Raw genomic sequence first — 16,301 nt, 5'->3', positions numbered from 1 at the left:
GCATCGGCCGGGGTCCTGTAGTCCCTCACAGGACCCCGGTTTCTTTTCGGCTGTTGCTTGTCCTGCCGGATGAGCTTCGACCGTCACTCCATCACGGCGCTGTGGTCGATCTTGGCCGGAGTCGCCGGCTTGCGCAGCAACAGAACCAGCGGAATGGCGGCAAGCGACAGGATCATCATCAGCTTGAAGTCGTTCATGTAGCTGATGATGGTCGCCTGCAGCGTCACCACGCCGTCGAGCGCAGCGGCACGCCCGGCGGCGCTGTAGGGGTCCATCGCCTGGAAGATCGCCGGATTGCCGAACGCCTGGTTGTAGGGCGTCACATAGGTGGCGATGCTGGCGTGGTTGATCTGCACGTTCTCCGTCAACAGCGCGGTGACCACCGATATGCCGACGCTGGAGCCGATGTTCCGCGACAGATTGTAAAGGCCTGTGCCTTCCGCGCGCCGCTCCGGCGCCAGCGTGGCGAAGGTGATGGTGGTCAGCGGCACGAAAAGGAAGCCCAGGCCAGCGCCCTGGATGAAGCCGGTGCTGATGATCGTCCATTGCGACACATCAGGGGTCCAGCCGGTCATGTCGTACATCGCCCAGGCGGTGACCAGCAGGCCGGTCAGCAGCAGCCAGCGCGTGTCCACCTTGCCGATCAGCCTGCCGACCAGGAACATGCAAGCCATGGTCCCAAGCCCACGCGGCCCCATGACGATGCCGGCCGTCACCACCGGATAGCCCATCAGCGTCTGCAGATAAGGCGTCATCAGGGCCAGCGAGGCCAGATAGGTGATGCCGATGATGAAGATGAAGATCATGCCGACTGCGAAATTCCTGTCGAGGAACAGCCGCGGGTTCACGAAGGTGTTTTTGGCGGTGAAGGTGTGGACGAGGAAGATGTAGAAGGCCGACGCGCAGATCAGCGCCTCGACGATGATCTCGGACGACGAGAACCAGTTGAGCTGCTCGCCGCGATCGAGGAACATCTGCAGCGCGGCGATGGTTATGCTGAGCATGCCGAAGCCCAGCCAGTCCAGCCTGGCCTTGAGGTCCGTCTTGGTTTCCTGGACGAACATCGACACGCCGGCGAAAGCCAGCGCGCCGATCGGGACGTTGATGTAGAACACCCAGCGCCAGCTGACATTCTCGGTCAGCCAGCCGCCGATGACCGGTCCGAGCACCGGCCCGACCATCACCGAAACGCCGAACAGCGCCATCGCCGAGCCGCGCTCCTCGACGCTGTAGATGTCGAGCAGGATGCTCTGCGCCAGCGGCACCAGGGCCGCGCCGAACAGGCCTTGCAGCAGGCGGAAGCCGACGATCTGGGGCAGCGACTGCGCGAACCCGCACAGCACCGATGCGACGACGAAGCCGGTGATGGATATCAAAAGGATGCGCTTGCGGCCGAAACGATTGGCAAGATAGCCCGAAGGCGGCGTCATGACGGCCGCCGCGACGATGTAGGACGTCAGCACCCAGTTTATCTGGTCGGCGCTCGCCGAAACGCTGCCCTGGATATAGGGCAGCGCCACATTGGCGATGGTCGTGTCCAGCGCCTGCATGATGACGGCGAGGATCACGCAGGCGGTGATGGCGCCGCGATTGGCGACCACGCCACCTGTCGCGGACGCGCCGGTCATGACTTTTGTCCGAACCGGCCGAGGAGGTCCGTCACGAAGTCCGGCAGGCCGCGCGCATGGCCGGTATCGATGCCGACCACGACGCTCATCCCGCCACGCAACGGCGGCTTGCCCTGGAGATCGTCCAACGTCACGCGCATCGGAATGCGTTGTACGACCTTGACCCAGTTGCCGGTGGTGTTCTGCGCCGGAAGCAAGGAGAAGCTCGACGACGACGCCGGGCTGATCGAGGCGACCGTACCGTGCCAGACGGCACCCGGGTAGCTGTCGACGCTGATCGTCGCCGTCTGTCCCGGCCGCACATAGGTCAGTTCGGTTTCCTTCGGCTCCGCCGCGATCCACAGATCGGTCGCCGAAATCAGGCTGAAGGCCGGCTGCGAAGCCGGCAGGTACTTGCCGACCTGAAGCGCGTCGACATTGGTGACGATGCCGTCGAACGGCGCCTTGACGATGGAATCGGCAAGGTTGCGCTGGGCGTCGTCGACCGCCGATTGCGCCTGAAGGTAGAACGGATTCTTCTCCACCGGCTGGCTGGCGTCGCCGCCAAGCTGGGCAAGCGTCGCCTGTGCCTGCGCTTGGGCAACGGACACTTTCTGGCGGGCGGCGACGAGGTCGTGTTGGGCGCTGTCGAAGGTCGCCTTGGAGGAGGTGGAGGTCTTGAGCAGATCCTGCTGGCGTTGGAAAGCGGCCTCGTAGTAGGGGATGTCGGCCTGCGCCTGCTCGATCAGCGCCTGCGATTGCTGGTAGCTCGCCTGCAAGGTCAGCACCTGGTTGCGCACAGTCCCGAGCTGCGCCTCGGCCGCGGCAAGGGCGGTTTCGAAAGAGGCCGGCCGCAACCGGAAAAGCACCTGGTCCTTCTTCACCGCCTCGTTCTCGTGCACGTCGATCTCGAGCACGGTGCCGGAGACATCGGTGGACACGCCGAGCGATTGCGCCTGGATGTAGGCATTGTCCGTTGTCATGACCTGGCCGCCGATGACGTAGTAGTAGCCGCCGACGACCAGGGCGACCGGAAGCAGGGCAAACAGGATCGGCCGCGTCAGGCTGCGCCTGGGCTTGACCGTCGCCGGAGGCGCCACCGCAACCCCGGCCTGGCGTGGCTCCTTGGACGGAGCCTCGAGCGCCGCCGGCTCCAGGGCGACCGGTGCTTCGAGCTCGTCATTGTCGATGAGGGTGCCGGCTCGCCTTTGCTCGCGTTCGCTGTCCAGTCGGATGACCTGATCGCGCGCCCGGTCGGCGGCGGATCCATCTTCTTCGACAGGCTTCTTTGGTGAGGTTGATTCAGCCATGTGTTTTCTCCCGGTCGGCGGCAGGCTGGGCGCAAGCCGCGAGCAGATTGGATTTGATGAGGGATAGGGTTTGCAGCGGATGCAGTTGCGCATCCGCGGAAAGGCCGACGAAGGCCTCGTCACGCGTCTTCTGCCCATTGCTGCGCATGATTTCGATAAGCGGATGGGCTTGCGGCTTCAGGTAAAGCAGCCATGCCAGGCGGTCGGCGGGATTGGGCCGGCGCTCGATGAAGCTGCGTGCCTCCATCCTGTCGAGCAGCCGGGCGAGCGTGATCGGCGTGATCTCGATAAGATCGGCCAGTTTGCTCTGGTGGATGCCTTCATGCAGGCAGAGATAGGCCAGCACCTGCCACTGGGCGCGGGTCAGCCCCGATGCCCGCGACCTCTGCTCGAACCGCTTTCGAAGCAGGCGCGCGACATCGTGCAGCACGAAGCTGATGTTGGGTGACGATGGCATGGGAGGTACTGGAGTTTTTCGGCGCAACTTTTAGTGAGCATGCTTATTATCATCATGCACATAATCCCGCTGGACGCGGTGCGCAAGACGGACTAAGCCCGCCTGGAAAAAATGACGCATGGGCTGCGACGCCACAAAAAGGCTCCGGTAGCAGGCTGTTGCCGCGCAGGGATGAGACGATGGAGTGGCTGAAGATATTGACCGTATCGGCCATCGCGGGATGGCCGGGCATTGCGTTCGCAAAGGACGCCGTCAGCTGCGGCGGCGCCGCCATGCTGGGTGGCGCGCAATTGAACTGCAGCCACGTCGAACCCCAGGCGCCGCCTCAGTTTTGCACCTATAGCTGGGCTCTCCACATGCCGGCCGGAGACCAGAAAATCGTCGAAGGCAGCTTCATGCTGCCGCCCGGCGCGGCGAACGTCACCGTCTATCAGGGCAGCGGTTTCGACAGCGCGCTGTCCGATCCGATCGTGATCTGCCGCGGCAGCAAATGAGCAAGACCGTCAAGGAAAGCTCACTCGTCGCCCTATTGGTGCTATAGGGCGGATCACGCTATTTTGAACGGGCGCATTCGAGTTTCGGATGCGCCTGGCGGCCATTTCTCTGACGGATTTCGACATGGACGGACCCAACCCAGACATCAAGCACCCGATCCCGATGCATACCCGCGTCGGCTTCCTCAAGGGGCTGGTGAACGCGCCGAACATCGAGGTCGGCGACTTCACCTATTATGACGACCCCGACGGTCCGGACAAATTCGCCGAAAAATGCGTCCTGCACCATTATCCGTTCATTGGCGACAAGCTGATCATCGGCAGGTTCTGCGCCATCGCCGAGGGCGCGCGCTTCATCATGAACGGCGCCAACCACGCTATGTCCGGCTTTTCGACCTATCCGTTCAATATTTTCGGCCATGGCTGGGAAAAGGGTTTTGACCCGGCGACCTGGTCCAGGGAAGTGCGCGGCGACACCATCGTCGGCAGCGACGTCTGGATCGGCATGGAAGCGGTGATCTTGCCCGGGGTGGAAATCGGCCACGGCGCCATCGTTGCCGCGAAATCGGTGGTGACGCACGACGTGCCGCCCTATGCGATCGTCGCCGGCAACGCGGCCAAGGTGGTAAAGATGCGTTTCGACGACCGGACAATCAGGCGGCTGCTGGCGGTGGCGTGGTGGGACTGGCCGGTGGACAAGGTCAGCCGCAACCTCGATGCTATCCGGGGTGCCAATATTTCTCTTCTGGAGGCAGCAGCTTGAACGCTCTGAACAGCAGCATAATCGGCACCGAACTGTTCACGCGAGGATGGATCTTCATCCGCGGCGTGCCGGCCATGAAATTCTTGCCGCCGGAAGGGCCGCCGGAAATCGCCTTTGCCGGCCGCTCGAATGTCGGCAAGTCGTCGCTGATCAACGCGCTGGTCAACCAGAAGGGGCTGGCGCGCACTTCCAACACGCCGGGGCGCACGCAGGAACTCAACTATTTCGTGCCGGATGGATTTTCGGGTGAGGGCGCCGACCTGCCGCCCTTGGCGCTGGTCGACATGCCCGGCTATGGCTATGCCACCGCGCCGAAGGAAAAGGTCGACGAGTGGACCAAGCTGGTCTTCGACTATCTCAAGGGCCGCGTCACGCTGAAGCGCGTCTATGTGCTGATCGACGCCCGTCACGGCATCAAGGCCAAGGACGATGAAGTGCTGTCGCTGCTCGACAAGGCGGCGGTGTCCTACCAGATCGTCCTGACCAAGACCGACAAGATCAAGACTGCCGGCGTGCCGCGGCTGATCGAGGAGACGCTGGCAAAGATCAAGAAGCGGCCGGCGGCGTTTCCGTTCGTGCTGGCGACGTCTTCGGAAAAAGCCGAGGGCCTTCAGGAATTGCAGGCGGCCATCGTGCTTGCCGCCAATGGCGGCTAAGCTATGTCGATATTCAGGTGATGCCGGCCTGCAAACGACGGCTTTCTGCGCTTCCGGTGCTCACGGACCCGAATGTCCGCTCCGCTCCGGTTCTCGAAAGCCACCGTTTTCGGCTCGGCCTGACCTGAATCTCAACACACCTTAGAACTGGGTTAAGGCTTGGCCTCGATAGCAATCGTCTGATGGCCTTCTTCCGCCACAAGCCTTTCGGTGCCGTATGCCCTGAGGAACATGCTGACGCCTGACCTGACGATGTGATCGATCTCGTCCTGGGTCGGGGCTTTGGTACGGTAGGCGAAGATGCACTGGCGGAACAGACCGGCCAGGCACAGTTCGGTGAACTGATAGGCGGCGAGATCGACATCGTCGATGCGCAGCAGGTCGCGCTCGATGGCGGCATTGAGAAAGGCCGCGACCTTGTCGTGGCCACGCTTGGGACCGCGCTCGTAAAAACGCGCGCCCATGTCGGGTATCCGGTCGGATGCCCCGATCACCGTGCGCTGTGCCTGGATGACCTTGGCCGACGTGATCTTGAGGGCCAGCACCTTGCCGAACTTCACCAGCGTCTCGCGCAGGTTGTCGGCATTGTCCAGCACGTCATACATGTTCTTGAAGATGGTGCCGCGCTCTTCCTCGATCAGCGCTTCGAACAACTCCTCCTTGTTGGCGAAGTAGACGTAGATCGTACCCTTGGAGACACCGGCCTCGCGGGTGATGTCGTTCATCGAGGCGGCTTCGAAGCCCTTGTCGATGAAGACACGACGGGCGCCGTCGATGATCTGGCTGCGCTTGACCGGATCCTGCCCCGCGGCCGGGCGGCCACGGCGCAAGCTTTCCAACAGGTCGTCGCACGACTCGTTTTCGACATTGGGCGGGATCTCGGCCATGAAAGTCACACCTCGAAAATAATTCGAACCAAGCGGTTCGATTGCCCTTGATATGGTCCTCTTTACGCGCTATGTCAACGGCCGGATCGAACCGAACGGTTCAGTATCATATTATAACTTTAGAGAGATGTCATGTCCTCGAACGCGCCGACCACAGCCGAAGTCCGTCCCTTCCCCAACGCCAAGGTTGCGCCGGCTACGGAAGCGCCGGATATGCCTGTCCAGCCCGTCTCGTCGCCGCCGGCAGAGGCTCCGGTCAAGAAGAAGCGCTCGGTTCGTTCATTTCTGCTGCCGATCATCGGCGTTGCCTTGCTCGGCGCCGGCGCCTGGTACGGTTACGATTACTGGACAACGGGCCGCTTCATGATCTCGACGGAAGACGCCTATGTCCAGGCGGACATGGCGTTCATCTCGCCCAAGATTTCCGGCTATGTCGATCAGGTCAAGGTCAGCGAGAACCAGTTGGTCAAGGCCGGCGATCCGCTGCTCGTCGTCGATGACGGCGACTATAAGATTGCCGTCGCCCAGGCCGAGGCGCAGATCGCCACCTTGAGCAAAACGCTCGACCGCATCGACGCCCAGACCGAAGCAGCCCGCGCCTCGCTGCAGCAGGCCCAGGCGCAGAAGGTCGCCGATCAGGCCGCCGCCGACAATGCGGCCAAGGTCGCGGCGCGCGCCTCGCAACTGCTCAAGACCCATGTCGGCACGCAGGCGCAGCTGGACGACGCCCAGACGGCGGTCCAGCAAGCCGATGCCGCCCTTGTCGGCGCCGACGCACAGATCGCCGCCGCGCAGGCCAATATCGGCGTGCTGCAGGCGCAACGCGCGGAATCGGCGAGCACGCTGGCGTCCCTGCAGCTCAGCCATGACAAGGCGCTGCGCGATCTTTCCTTCACCGTGCTCAAGGCGCCTTATGACGGCATCGTCGGCAACCGCTCGGTCGAACAGGGCGACCTTGTCAGCCCCGGCCAGAAGCTCGCCGTCATCGTGCCGATGGACAAGCTCTACATCGTCGCCAACTTCAAGGAGACGCAGCTTGCCCGGCTGGTGCCCGGCGAGAAGGTCAAGATCTCGGTCGATGCGACCGACGGCCAGGACTTCGAGGGGACCGTCTCGTCGCTGGCGCCGGCTTCGGGTGCCGTGTTCTCGCTGCTGCCGCCCGAAAACGCCACCGGCAACTTCACCAAGGTCGTGCAGCGCGTTCCGGTCCGCATCGATGTGCCCGCCGATGCGCTGAAGAGCGGCAAGCTGCGCGCCGGCCTGAGCGTCGTCGTCGCCGTCGACAGCCGTACCGCCCCATCTGGTTCGGCATCAGCGGCAGCGTCGAACTGAGCGGCCGCCGGGGAGCAATGCCATGGCAACCGCAACCCTGACAGCAGGAGCGCCGCCGGCGAGGCCGGCTGTGCCTGACACCATTTCGACGCGGCGCGTCATCGCCTTCCTGGCGATGGTGTTCGGCATGTTCATGGCCATCCTCGACATCCAGATTGTCTCCGCCTCGCTGTCGGAAATCCAGGCCGGCCTGAGCGCCAGCTCCGACGAAATCCCGTGGGTGCAGACCGCCTATCTGATCGCCGAAGTGGTGATGATCCCGCTGTCAGGCTTCCTCAGCCGGATGCTGTCGACGCGCGTGCTGTTCACGATCTCGGCGGCGGGTTTCACCGCGGCCAGTGCGCTGGCGGCGACCGCCACCAACATCGACCAGATGATCGTCTACCGCGCCGTCCAGGGATTCATCGGCGGCGGCATGATCCCGAGCGTCTTCGCCGCTGCCTTCACCATCTTCCCGCCCTCGCGCCGCGCCTTCGTCTCGCCGATGATCGGCCTGGTGGCGACGTTGGCGCCGACCATCGGCCCGACTGTCGGCGGCTACATCAGCCATGCCATGTCCTGGCACTGGCTGTTCCTGGTCAATGTCGTGCCCGGCATCCTGGTCACAGCGGCGGCCTGGACGCTGATCGACTTCGACAAACCCAACCTCAAGCTGTTCAGCAAGTTCGACTGGTGGGGCCTCGCCGGCATGGCGGCTCTCCTGGGCTGCATGGAATATGTGCTCGAGGAGGGTCCCAACAATGACTGGATGCAGGATCAGGGCGTCTTCATCTGCGCCATTGTCATGACCATCGGCGCGGTGCTGTTCTTCTGGCGGGCGTTCACCGCCGAGGAGCCGATCGTCGACCTGAAGGCCTTCACCAACATCAACTTCGCCTTCGGCTCGCTGTTCTCCTTCGTCATAGGCATCGGCCTTTACGGCCTGACCTATCTCTACCCGGTGTATCTCGGGCGCATCCGTGGCTACGATTCGATGATGATCGGCGAGGCGCTGTTCGTCAGCGGCCTGGCCATGTTCTTCACCGCGCCGATCTCGGGCATCCTGTCGAATAAGATGGACCCGCGGCTGATGATGATGATCGGCTTCTTCGGCTTCGCCACCGGCACCTGGTGGATGACGCATCTGACCGCCGACTGGGATTTCTATGAGCTGCTCATCCCGCAAATCCTGCGCGGCTGTTCGATGATGCTGTGCATGGTGCCGATCAACAACATCGCGCTCGGCACCTTGCCGCCCGAGCGGCTGAAGAACGCTTCAGGCCTGTTCAACCTCACCCGCAACCTTGGCGGTGCGGTTGGCCTCGCCCTGATCAATACCGTGCTGATCGACCGCAATGCCTTCCACTACGCAAGGCTCTCCGAACATGTGCAATGGGGCAGTGAAGCCGCGCAGACCAAGCTGCAGAACATGACGCTCAATTTCGAGCAAACCCCCGGCCTCGACGCGACAAGTGCCGCGATCTCCAAGCTGTCTGGCATGGTCCAGCAGCAGGCGGCGCTGCTGTCCTTCATGGATGTGTTCTTCATGCTGACGGTGCTGTTTGCGACGCTTGGCATGTTCACCATGCTGATCCGCAAGCCGGCCGCGGCGGGCGGAGGTGGCGGCGGCGGCCACTGATACGTGGGCAGCTGTTTCGGGAAGCTCCTCCAGTCCACGCCTGAAAAAGCTCTGACCGCGCAAAAAACTCCGGGCCCGCAAGCCCGGAGTTTTTCATATCCAGTTGGAATTTGTCAGGCTGTGGCGGGCTTGAAGGTCAGCGCGACGCCGTTGATGCAGTGGCGCAGGCCGGTCGGCGCCGGACCGTCGTCGAAGACGTGGCCGAGATGGCCGCCGCAGCGGCGGCAATGCGCCTCGGTGCGCGTCATGCCGAGCGAGCGGTCCACGGTCGTGCCGATAGCCTTGGGGATCTCTTGCCAGAAGCTCGGCCAGCCGGTGCCGGAATCGAATTTCGTCTCCGACGAATAGAGCGGCAGGTCGCAGCCGGCACAGGCGAAGATGCCCTTGCGGTGTTCGTTGAGCAGCGGGCTGGTGCCGGGATACTCCGTGCCTTCCTTGCGCAGCACGTTGAAGGCGGCAGGCGACAGGATGGCTTTCCACTCGGCGTCGGTCTTGGTGACTTCGAATTTTTCGGCGGCCTGTGCTGCCTGCGGATCGCCCATGCGCAGCATCGTTGCCGCGATCCCGACGACGCCGATGGCGGCGGCACCGCTCAAAAGAAAGTCGCGACGGTTCATGACCAGTTCCTCCTGATGTCCTTTTGCCAAACTATACCGTCGCGCGGAAATCAAAAGCCGGTGACGGAAGCCCCTCGAACGAACACTCCGCGCCCGCCCACATCCGAATGTGGGAGGCGCGGAGTGCGCGGGTCAATTGCGGATCACAGAGCGGGATCGTGCAATCGACGGAGGGCCCTTGCTGCCAGTTCGCCGGCAGCAAGCCCCTTGTTACATCTTCGGCAAAAGAACCTTGTCGATGACGTGGATGACGCCATTGGACTGTTCGACATCGGCGATCGTCACATTGGCGACATTGCCGTTCTCGTCTGTGACGGTGACCTTGCCGCCGTCAGCCTTGAGCGACAGCTCGCAGCCGCCGGCCGTCTTGACCTTGTGGGTGCCGCCGTCAGCCTTGGCCATCGAGGCCACGTCCGCCCCCATCGCCTTGGCACCGATGACATGGCAGGTGAGGATCTTGGTGAGCTTGTCCTTGTTTTCAGGCTTGAGCAGCGTCTCGACCGTCCCGGCCGGAAGGGCTGCGAAGGCCTCGTTGGTCGGAGCGAACACAGTGAACGGACCGGCGCCCTGTAGCGTCTCGACAAGGCCGGCGGCCTTCACGGCGGCGACCAGCGTGGTGTGGTCCTTCGAGTTCACGGCGTTCTCGACGATGTTCTTGTCGGCAAACATCGCGGCGCCGCCAACCATCGGGTTTTCGGCATAGGCGGCGGTGGCAAGGGCCGAAACGGCGATCGTACCGGCGAGCAAAAGGGTGACGTATCTACGCATGATGTCGAACTCCTCGGGTTTTTCTCTTCCCATTTTTGGGGACGCGAGGAGATACGGGACAAAATCGCCCGAGTTTCAGAAATATCGTGATTTTTTATTTTATCTAACGCGCCCGGCGGATTTCCCAAGTAATCGGTCGCGGCCGACATGCTGTCTATGGGCATGTTCAGTGAGGGATAGACTTATGATAGTCTTTTGTGATTTTTCAAGCGCGCGGAGCCGGTCAGATGCTCTTCAGGTCGCCGGCGGCGACTACCGGTCCGGTCGGCTGTCCGGTCGGCGAACCGCCTGACGGCTCGAGGCTGACGGCAAGCACCGCGCCTTGGGCAAGCTTCTGCTGGGCCGCCGGCGAGACGACAATATGTGCCGTAGCACCGGCCGGAATGACGCCCATCGACACCGGCGGGTTCTTGCCCTCGATCATCCACAGCTCGAAGTCCTTGCCGGAAGCACGCTCACCGGAGACATGCGACAGGCCGATTTCGTGATGCGCGGCATCATAGACGGCGAGATATCTGACGTCGCTGCCTTCGGCGGCCAGCGAAGCGACGAGGCGCGCCTGCGGCTGCTCGACCGGGGGGTTGAGGACTGGCACGGCGATGTAAATCGCCAGTGCCGCAGCCGCGGCCGCGGCAAGGCCGCGCCAGAAGGCCAGGCTGGACCACAGGCCGCCGCGCGATTCGGCGGGCGTGGTCACGGCGGCAGCGTTGGCGAACAGGCGGCGGTCGACAGCGGTCTTCACCGAAACCGACGGCTCGACTTCCCGATAGGCGGCGGCAAGCGGTGAGAGACTGACCTCCCAACTCTCGACAAGACGAGCGAAAACCGTATCCGCATCGATGCGGCGGGAGACGATCTGGCGTTCGTCGGCATCGAGCACGCCGAGAACGTATTCGGCGGCGAGCAGGTCGTCGCCTTCACGTTCCGGTCCTGTGTCTTCTGCCAGCGTCATCTTTCCAGACATTCTCTGAGTTTCAACAGGCTGCGGCGCAGCCATGTCCGCATCGTGTTCAGCGGCACGCCATGGCGCTCCGCCAGTTCGGCATAGCTCTCGCCCTTGAGATAGGCCCCCCGTACGGCGGCTGCCCGGTCCTTCTCCAACTCATCGAGACAATGGTGGATACGTTCGGATTCGTCTCCCGCCACCGCCATCGCTTCCGGCCCCGGCGCCGGATCGGCCACGTCGAGCGCGGCATCGATGTCGGCGGCAGGCTTGCGCCGCGCTCGTATGCGATCGATCGCATGGTTGCGCGCGATTGCCACCAGCCAGGAGATCGGGCTTAGATCGGAGACCGCAAAACGATCCGCCTTCGTCCATATCTTGACGAAGACTTCCTGCAGCGCTTCTTCCGCGTCTCCCCGGTCGTTCAAGACACGAAGGCAGACGCCAAAAAGTTTCGCGCTGGTCTGCCGGTAAAGCAGATCGAACGCGGCCCGATCCTCCATCGAAGTCCGAACGATCAGCTTGGTGATGTCCTGCGGCGTCATTGCAGGCAAGTTAGGCGATTACGATGTATTTGCAACGGCGGAAATAATCTTGTGCACGCCTAAGCTTTTGTGTGTCGCCAGCCCGGATCCGTCCACCGATTGCCAATGGAATCGCCACTGGCTAGCTTGCCCTCAGTGATGGGGAGCGCGCATGTCGGTCGAACGGATCCTTTGGGAAGAAGATGCCACGGGCCTCGCCAATCTGGTCCGCAAGGGCGACGTTTCGGCCGTCGAGCTGACCGACACCGCGATTGCCCGCGCTGAGGCCACCCGTCCCGACATCAATGCCACGGCCGAACCGCTCTACGATGCCGCCCGGGCCCGCGCCAAGACCATCGACCGCTCGCTGCCGCTGGCCGGTGTTCCCTTCGCCATCAAGGATCTAGGCATCGCCATCAAGGGCGTGCCGACGCATGGCGGCAGCCGCATTCCGGCATGGCTGGCCGATGTCAATTCGGTGCTGACCGACCGCTATCTCGCTGCCGGGCTTATCCCGATCGTCACCTCGGCATCGCCGGAGCACGGGCTTCGATTGATGACCGAATCCAGGGCCTTTGGCATCACCCGCAATCCGTGGAACACCGGCCATACCAGCGGCGGCTCTTCGGGCGGTTCGGCAGCCTTGGTCGCAGCCGGCGTCGTGCCGGTGGCGCATGCCTCCGATGGCGGCGGCTCGATTCGCGTGCCTGCCGCCTGCACCGGGCTTGTCGGCCTGAAAACGTCGCGCGGCCGCACACCGCTGACGCCGCTGGTGAGCGAAAGCTGGTACGGCATGGTCGTCGATCATGCGCTCACCCGTTCGGTGCGCGATTGCGCGCTGCTGCTCGACCTCACCCACGGCCCCGATCCTCTGTCGCCCTATGCCGCGCCGCCGCCGAAAGGCACGTTCGCGGCTGCCGCCGCGCGCGATCCCGGCAAGCTCAGCCTGGCCGTGTACCGCAAATCGCCGCTTGGCCTGCCGATCTCGGACGAGACGCTCAAGGCGCTCGACAAGGCGGTGGCGCTTGCCCGCGAGGGCGGCCACACGGTCGAAGAGATCGACCTGCCCTTTATCGGCCGCGATTTCTTCGCCGATTTCTGCAGGACGGTTGCCTCCGCCGTTGCCGGCACGATGCGCGCCGAAGCGCTGCGTGTCGGGCGCTCCGTTACCGGCGACATCGAGCGGGCGACGCGCGTGCTCGCCCGCTTCGGCGAACTGGTGTCGGCCGGCGAGACCTATGCCGACCTGCAGCGGCTGCATGCCGCCTCGCGACGCCTGATTTCGGAGACCGTGCAGTACGACGCCGTGCTGATGCCGGTCATTGCCCACCCGCCGCTCGCCTGCGGCGCCATGGATCCGAAAGGCGCCGACGAACTCATCGAGAACCTGCTCGACAAGCTTCATCTGACGCCTTTGCTGAAGCTGAAGCCGTTCTTCGGGCAGCTGATGGACAAGAGCCTCTGGTTCACCCCTTGGCCGGCGATCCAGAATGTCAGCGGCCAGCCGTCGATCGCGCTGCCGGTCCATGTGACTGACGCCGGCCTGCCGCTCGGCGTCCAGGCGGCCGGCCGTCCGGGCGGCGAGGAGACGCTTTTGTCGCTCGCCGCGCAGATGGAGAAGATCTCGGGTTGGCTGGACCGCAGGGCGCCGCTGATGGTGCCGCCACAATGACGAGGTCGTGAAGCGCTCGAATATGACTGCAAAGCCATTTGCGGGCGACGCCAATTCCCGCTAAGACGCCGCCGTCCTTACCTGATGCATGTCGCCCAAAAGGGTCCAGCGGTTTTGCGACAACGACATGCTTAAAATAAAAAGCCGGGAACCAAGCCGATGACGGAAATAACCGCCACCGCCGAAATGCAGGCAGCCCTGTTGTCGCGGGCGCTGCCCTACATGCAGCGCTACGAGCACAAGACGGTCGTGGTGAAATATGGCGGCCATGCCATGGGCGACATCGAGCTTGGCAAGGCCTTCGCGCGCGACATCGCGCTGCTCAAGCAGTCCGGCGTCAACCCGATCGTCGTCCATGGCGGCGGCCCGCAGATCGGCGCCATGCTGGCCAAGATGGGCATTGAATCGAAGTTCGAGGGCGGCCTGCGCGTCACCGACCAGAAGACGGTCGAGATCGTCGAAATGGTGCTGGCCGGTTCGATCAACAAGGAGATCGTCGCACTGATCAACGCCGAGGGCGAATGGGCGATCGGCCTGTGCGGCAAGGACGGCAACATGGTGTTCGCCGAAAAGGCCCGCAAGACCATGATCGACCCGGACTCCAACATCGAGCGCGTGCTCGATCTTGGCTTCGTCGGCGAGCCGGTCGAGGTCGACCGCACCTTGCTCGATCTTCTGGCACGCTCCGAGATGATCCCGGTGCTGGCGCCGGTGGCGCCAGGACGCGACGGCCACACCTACAACATCAATGCCGACACCTTCGCCGGCGCCATTGCCGGCGCCTGCCAGGCGACGCGCCTGCTGTTCCTCACCGACGTGCCGGGTGTGCTCGACAAGAACAAGAAGCTGATCGACGAACTGACCGTGGCCGAGGCCAAGGCGCTGATCAAGGACGGCACGGTCTCGGGCGGCATGATCCCCAAGGTCGAGACCTGCATCGAAGCGATCGAACGCGGTGTCGAAGGCGTCGTCATCCTCAACGGCAAGACGCCGCATGCGGTGCTGCTGGAACTGTTCACCGAACACGGCGCCGGCACGTTGATCGTGCCCTGAGGGGCTCGTCAGCCGGCTAACTTTTTCGCCTCGGAATCTTCAATATTGCCGATGAGGGGAATGGCCGGCTTTCTGGCCGGGCGTCGAACGGACATCGATTCCTCCTCGGCGTCCTGCGGCGCGCCCCAGAATTCGGCCAGCGTCGGGCCGTCTTTCACCCTGATGTCGCGGACCAGAAAGCCCCAGACCTCGCGGAACCAGACGCGGCGGCCCATTTGCGTGTACCAGCGCATCGAATGGCGCTGCTCGGGATCCTTGTGGAACAGGATGCGCGCCAGCGCCTTCGGCCGCGACTGCACCGCCAGCTCGATCAGCTTGACGCTGAAGAACAGCATCCACGGTTTCAGCCGCGTCATCTGCAGCACCTGGTGCTTGTAGTCCCACAGGCGCGCGTCCTGCTGGATCACCTTGCGATCCCGCGCGATGCGGAAGAACGGCGTCCAGCGATGCGGCGTCACATACAGTGCCTGGATCTGGTCCGGGTCGTAGGCGATGAGCTGCCGGAAGCCGCGCCACAGGTCGCGAAACCCTTCGTCCTCGAAGCCGGCCACCCAGGTCGCCATAGACAGGATGCCGTTGAGGCGCAGCAGCCTTATCGCCTCGCGGTCGGATGAGATGCTGCCGCCCTTGCGGATCAATTGCAGCGTCTGCTCGTCGGTGTTTTCCATGCCGAGCAGCCAGCGGATGACACCGGCCTTGCGGTAGAGATGCAGGATGTCGGCATCGCGCACGATGTCGTCGGCGCGGGTCGAACCGACGATCAGCACCGGCACGTTCTCGGCGATCAGGGCGTCGAGGAAGGCCCGCCAGGCCTTGTTCGAGACCGTCGGATTCTCGTCGGCGAGATTGATCAGCTCGACGCCGTGCTCGCGGTGCAGCCAGGCGATCTCCCTGGCGAACTTCACTGGGTCGCGATGCCGCCATCGGGTCCAGAAGCCGCGCTGGCCGCAATAGTTGCACAGATGCGGACAGCCGCGCGAAAACTGCATGACCACGGCCCGCTTGCCGCCCCAGTAACTGTACCGCGAGTGCTCAATCAGCTCCCAGCCGACGCGGTAGGCGTCGAGGTCGGCAATGGTCATGGCCGGTTGCGTGGCGACGGGACGGCTGAGATCGTCGCGATAGGCGATGCCGGCCACGCTCGCCGGTGGCTGGCGCATTTCCAGCGCCTCGACCAGCGCCACGACGGTCGCTTCGCCCTCGCCGCGCACGATGAAGTCGAATGTATCCGTTGCGGACAGGATGTCGCGCCAATGATAGGTGGGGAAAACGCCGCCATAGATGATGATGGTCGCCGGCTCCCGCTGCTTGATCTGCTCAGCGATCAGCAAGGCGGTCGGATGCGCCGAGGTCGAGCCGGAATGGCCGATCAGGACGAAGTCGGGGTGATCGTCGAGTGCATCGCAAACGACCCTGTCGAGCGGCATCGGCCCGAATTCGGCATCGACGAGCCGCACTTCATGGCCGGCATCGATCAGCGGGCCGCCGAGCGCCAGCAGGCCGAGCGGCGGCAGGTGGTCGTCGGGCACGCGGCTGCCGATGGCGGTGTGCGGTGGATTGATCAGGACGATTTTCATTGCGGACCTCTGGGCATTTGGTC

The 16,301-nt window shown here is 63.6% G+C and carries 16 protein-coding genes; 7 read left to right on the top strand and 9 right to left on the bottom strand.

What is annotated here, in order from left to right; genetic code table 11:
• Nucleotides 1–83: 83 nt before the first annotated feature.
• From NKH97_RS13220 to NKH97_RS13210, 3 genes are read right to left on the bottom strand one after another with little or no spacing between them, the layout of a single operon-like run.
• Complete coding sequence (locus NKH97_RS13220) at nucleotides 84–1,628, bottom strand: DHA2 family efflux MFS transporter permease subunit (protein ID WP_352797217.1); 1,545 nt, start codon at nucleotides 1,626–1,628, stop codon at nucleotides 84–86.
• Nucleotides 1,625–2,917, bottom strand: coding sequence for an HlyD family secretion protein (locus tag NKH97_RS13215; RefSeq protein WP_352797214.1), 1,293 nt, complete (start codon nucleotides 2,915–2,917; stop codon nucleotides 1,625–1,627). Before NKH97_RS13215 ends, NKH97_RS13220 begins: the two co-directional genes overlap by 4 nt.
• Nucleotides 2,910–3,374 carry a MarR family winged helix-turn-helix transcriptional regulator gene (locus tag NKH97_RS13210; RefSeq protein ID WP_352797213.1) on the bottom strand — a complete coding sequence of 155 codons (465 nt, stop codon included), beginning with the start codon at nucleotides 3,372–3,374 and terminating at the stop codon, nucleotides 2,910–2,912. Before NKH97_RS13210 ends, NKH97_RS13215 begins: the two co-directional genes overlap by 8 nt.
• A gap of 179 nt (nucleotides 3,375–3,553) precedes the next feature.
• Here NKH97_RS13210 and NKH97_RS13205 point away from each other — a divergent pair, with 179 nt between their 5' ends.
• The 3 genes from NKH97_RS13205 (at nucleotide 3,554) to yihA (ending at nucleotide 5,287) form a co-directional block, all read left to right on the top strand.
• Complete coding sequence (locus NKH97_RS13205) at nucleotides 3,554–3,868, top strand: hypothetical protein (RefSeq protein WP_352797210.1); 315 nt, start codon at nucleotides 3,554–3,556, stop codon at nucleotides 3,866–3,868.
• Between the two features lie 124 nt (nucleotides 3,869–3,992).
• Nucleotides 3,993–4,631, top strand: coding sequence for a CatB-related O-acetyltransferase (locus tag NKH97_RS13200; RefSeq protein ID WP_023810785.1), 639 nt, complete (start codon nucleotides 3,993–3,995; stop codon nucleotides 4,629–4,631).
• Nucleotides 4,628–5,287, top strand: a complete 660-nt coding sequence (yihA, locus tag NKH97_RS13195) for a ribosome biogenesis GTP-binding protein YihA/YsxC (protein ID WP_024502094.1) — start codon at nucleotides 4,628–4,630, stop codon at nucleotides 5,285–5,287. Before NKH97_RS13200 ends, yihA begins: the two co-directional genes overlap by 4 nt.
• Nucleotides 5,288–5,439: 152 nt before the next feature.
• Here yihA and NKH97_RS13190 read toward each other — a convergent pair whose 3' ends face one another.
• Nucleotides 5,440–6,174 (bottom strand): TetR/AcrR family transcriptional regulator, encoded by a 735-nt coding sequence (locus NKH97_RS13190; protein WP_352797205.1) that lies wholly within the window; start codon nucleotides 6,172–6,174, stop codon nucleotides 5,440–5,442.
• Nucleotides 6,175–6,306: 132 nt separating this feature from the next.
• On the opposite strand from NKH97_RS13190, the gene NKH97_RS13185 reads away from it, so the two are divergent.
• Nucleotides 6,307–7,506: an HlyD family secretion protein gene (locus NKH97_RS13185; protein WP_352797203.1), complete on the top strand. Its 1,200-nt coding sequence runs from the start codon at nucleotides 6,307–6,309 to the stop codon at nucleotides 7,504–7,506.
• A 22-nt stretch (nucleotides 7,507–7,528) separates the two neighbouring features.
• Nucleotides 7,529–9,124, top strand: coding sequence for a DHA2 family efflux MFS transporter permease subunit (locus NKH97_RS13180; RefSeq protein WP_023810781.1), 1,596 nt, complete (start codon nucleotides 7,529–7,531; stop codon nucleotides 9,122–9,124).
• Between the two features lie 113 nt (nucleotides 9,125–9,237).
• On the opposite strand, the gene msrB is transcribed toward NKH97_RS13180, so the two are convergent.
• From msrB to NKH97_RS13160, 4 genes are all read right to left on the bottom strand, one after another.
• A complete protein-coding gene (gene msrB / locus NKH97_RS13175) occupies nucleotides 9,238–9,741 on the bottom strand; it encodes a peptide-methionine (R)-S-oxide reductase MsrB (RefSeq protein WP_352553164.1) in 504 nt (167 codons plus the stop codon).
• Between the two features lie 210 nt (nucleotides 9,742–9,951).
• A complete protein-coding gene (locus tag NKH97_RS13170; RefSeq protein ID WP_352440603.1) occupies nucleotides 9,952–10,509 on the bottom strand; it encodes a fasciclin domain-containing protein in 558 nt (185 codons plus the stop codon).
• A gap of 223 nt (nucleotides 10,510–10,732) precedes the next feature.
• Nucleotides 10,733–11,461 carry an anti-sigma factor gene (locus NKH97_RS13165; protein WP_352797199.1) on the bottom strand — a complete coding sequence of 243 codons (729 nt, stop codon included), beginning with the start codon at nucleotides 11,459–11,461 and terminating at the stop codon, nucleotides 10,733–10,735.
• Nucleotides 11,458–11,997: a sigma-70 family RNA polymerase sigma factor gene (locus tag NKH97_RS13160; RefSeq protein WP_352797196.1), complete on the bottom strand. Its 540-nt coding sequence runs from the start codon at nucleotides 11,995–11,997 to the stop codon at nucleotides 11,458–11,460. Before NKH97_RS13160 ends, NKH97_RS13165 begins: the two co-directional genes overlap by 4 nt.
• Before the next feature lie 151 nt (nucleotides 11,998–12,148).
• On the opposite strand from NKH97_RS13160, the gene NKH97_RS13155 reads away from it, so the two are divergent.
• Together NKH97_RS13155 and argB are read left to right on the top strand one after the other, a co-directional pair.
• Nucleotides 12,149–13,648 carry an amidase gene (locus tag NKH97_RS13155; RefSeq protein ID WP_352673024.1) on the top strand — a complete coding sequence of 500 codons (1,500 nt, stop codon included), beginning with the start codon at nucleotides 12,149–12,151 and terminating at the stop codon, nucleotides 13,646–13,648.
• A 159-nt stretch (nucleotides 13,649–13,807) separates the two neighbouring features.
• On the top strand, nucleotides 13,808–14,701 hold the full coding sequence (argB, locus tag NKH97_RS13150; RefSeq protein ID WP_013528489.1) for an acetylglutamate kinase: 894 nt from the start codon (nucleotides 13,808–13,810) through the stop codon (nucleotides 14,699–14,701).
• A gap of 8 nt (nucleotides 14,702–14,709) precedes the next feature.
• Here the strand turns inward: argB and bchE are convergent, their stop codons facing one another.
• Complete coding sequence (gene bchE, locus NKH97_RS13145; RefSeq protein WP_352797192.1) at nucleotides 14,710–16,278, bottom strand: magnesium-protoporphyrin IX monomethyl ester anaerobic oxidative cyclase; 1,569 nt, start codon at nucleotides 16,276–16,278, stop codon at nucleotides 14,710–14,712.
• Nucleotides 16,279–16,301 lie beyond the last annotated feature (23 nt).

Origin of the sequence: Mesorhizobium sp. M0870 (genome assembly GCF_040319775.1) — a bacterium.
In the GTDB taxonomy this organism is placed as follows: domain Bacteria; phylum Pseudomonadota; class Alphaproteobacteria; order Rhizobiales; family Rhizobiaceae; genus Mesorhizobium.
This window is presented reverse-complemented; position numbering and strand designations above follow the sequence as displayed.

Excerpts from the sequence above, each read along its gene's own strand:
- NKH97_RS13220 (WP_352797217.1), bottom strand. The coding sequence starts at position 1,628 with ATGACCGGCGCGTCCGCGACAGGTGGCGTGGTCGCCAATCGCGGCGCC.
- NKH97_RS13215 (WP_352797214.1), bottom strand. The coding sequence starts at position 2,917 with ATGGCTGAATCAACCTCACCAAAGAAGCCTGTCGAAGAAGATGGATCC.
- NKH97_RS13210 (WP_352797213.1), bottom strand. The coding sequence starts at position 3,374 with ATGCCATCGTCACCCAACATCAGCTTCGTGCTGCACGATGTCGCGCGC.
- NKH97_RS13205 (WP_352797210.1), top strand. The coding sequence starts at position 3,554 with ATGGAGTGGCTGAAGATATTGACCGTATCGGCCATCGCGGGATGGCCG.
- NKH97_RS13200 (WP_023810785.1), top strand. The coding sequence starts at position 3,993 with ATGGACGGACCCAACCCAGACATCAAGCACCCGATCCCGATGCATACC.
- NKH97_RS13190 (WP_352797205.1), bottom strand. The coding sequence starts at position 6,174 with ATGGCCGAGATCCCGCCCAATGTCGAAAACGAGTCGTGCGACGACCTG.
- NKH97_RS13185 (WP_352797203.1), top strand. The coding sequence starts at position 6,307 with ATGTCCTCGAACGCGCCGACCACAGCCGAAGTCCGTCCCTTCCCCAAC.
- NKH97_RS13180 (WP_023810781.1), top strand. The coding sequence starts at position 7,529 with ATGGCAACCGCAACCCTGACAGCAGGAGCGCCGCCGGCGAGGCCGGCT.
- msrB (WP_352553164.1), bottom strand. The coding sequence starts at position 9,741 with ATGAACCGTCGCGACTTTCTTTTGAGCGGTGCCGCCGCCATCGGCGTC.
- NKH97_RS13170 (WP_352440603.1), bottom strand. The coding sequence starts at position 10,509 with ATGCGTAGATACGTCACCCTTTTGCTCGCCGGTACGATCGCCGTTTCG.
- NKH97_RS13165 (WP_352797199.1), bottom strand. The coding sequence starts at position 11,461 with ATGACGCTGGCAGAAGACACAGGACCGGAACGTGAAGGCGACGACCTG.
- NKH97_RS13160 (WP_352797196.1), bottom strand. The coding sequence starts at position 11,997 with ATGACGCCGCAGGACATCACCAAGCTGATCGTTCGGACTTCGATGGAG.
- NKH97_RS13155 (WP_352673024.1), top strand. The coding sequence starts at position 12,149 with ATGTCGGTCGAACGGATCCTTTGGGAAGAAGATGCCACGGGCCTCGCC.
- argB (WP_013528489.1), top strand. The coding sequence starts at position 13,808 with ATGACGGAAATAACCGCCACCGCCGAAATGCAGGCAGCCCTGTTGTCG.
- bchE (WP_352797192.1), bottom strand. The coding sequence starts at position 16,278 with ATGAAAATCGTCCTGATCAATCCACCGCACACCGCCATCGGCAGCCGC.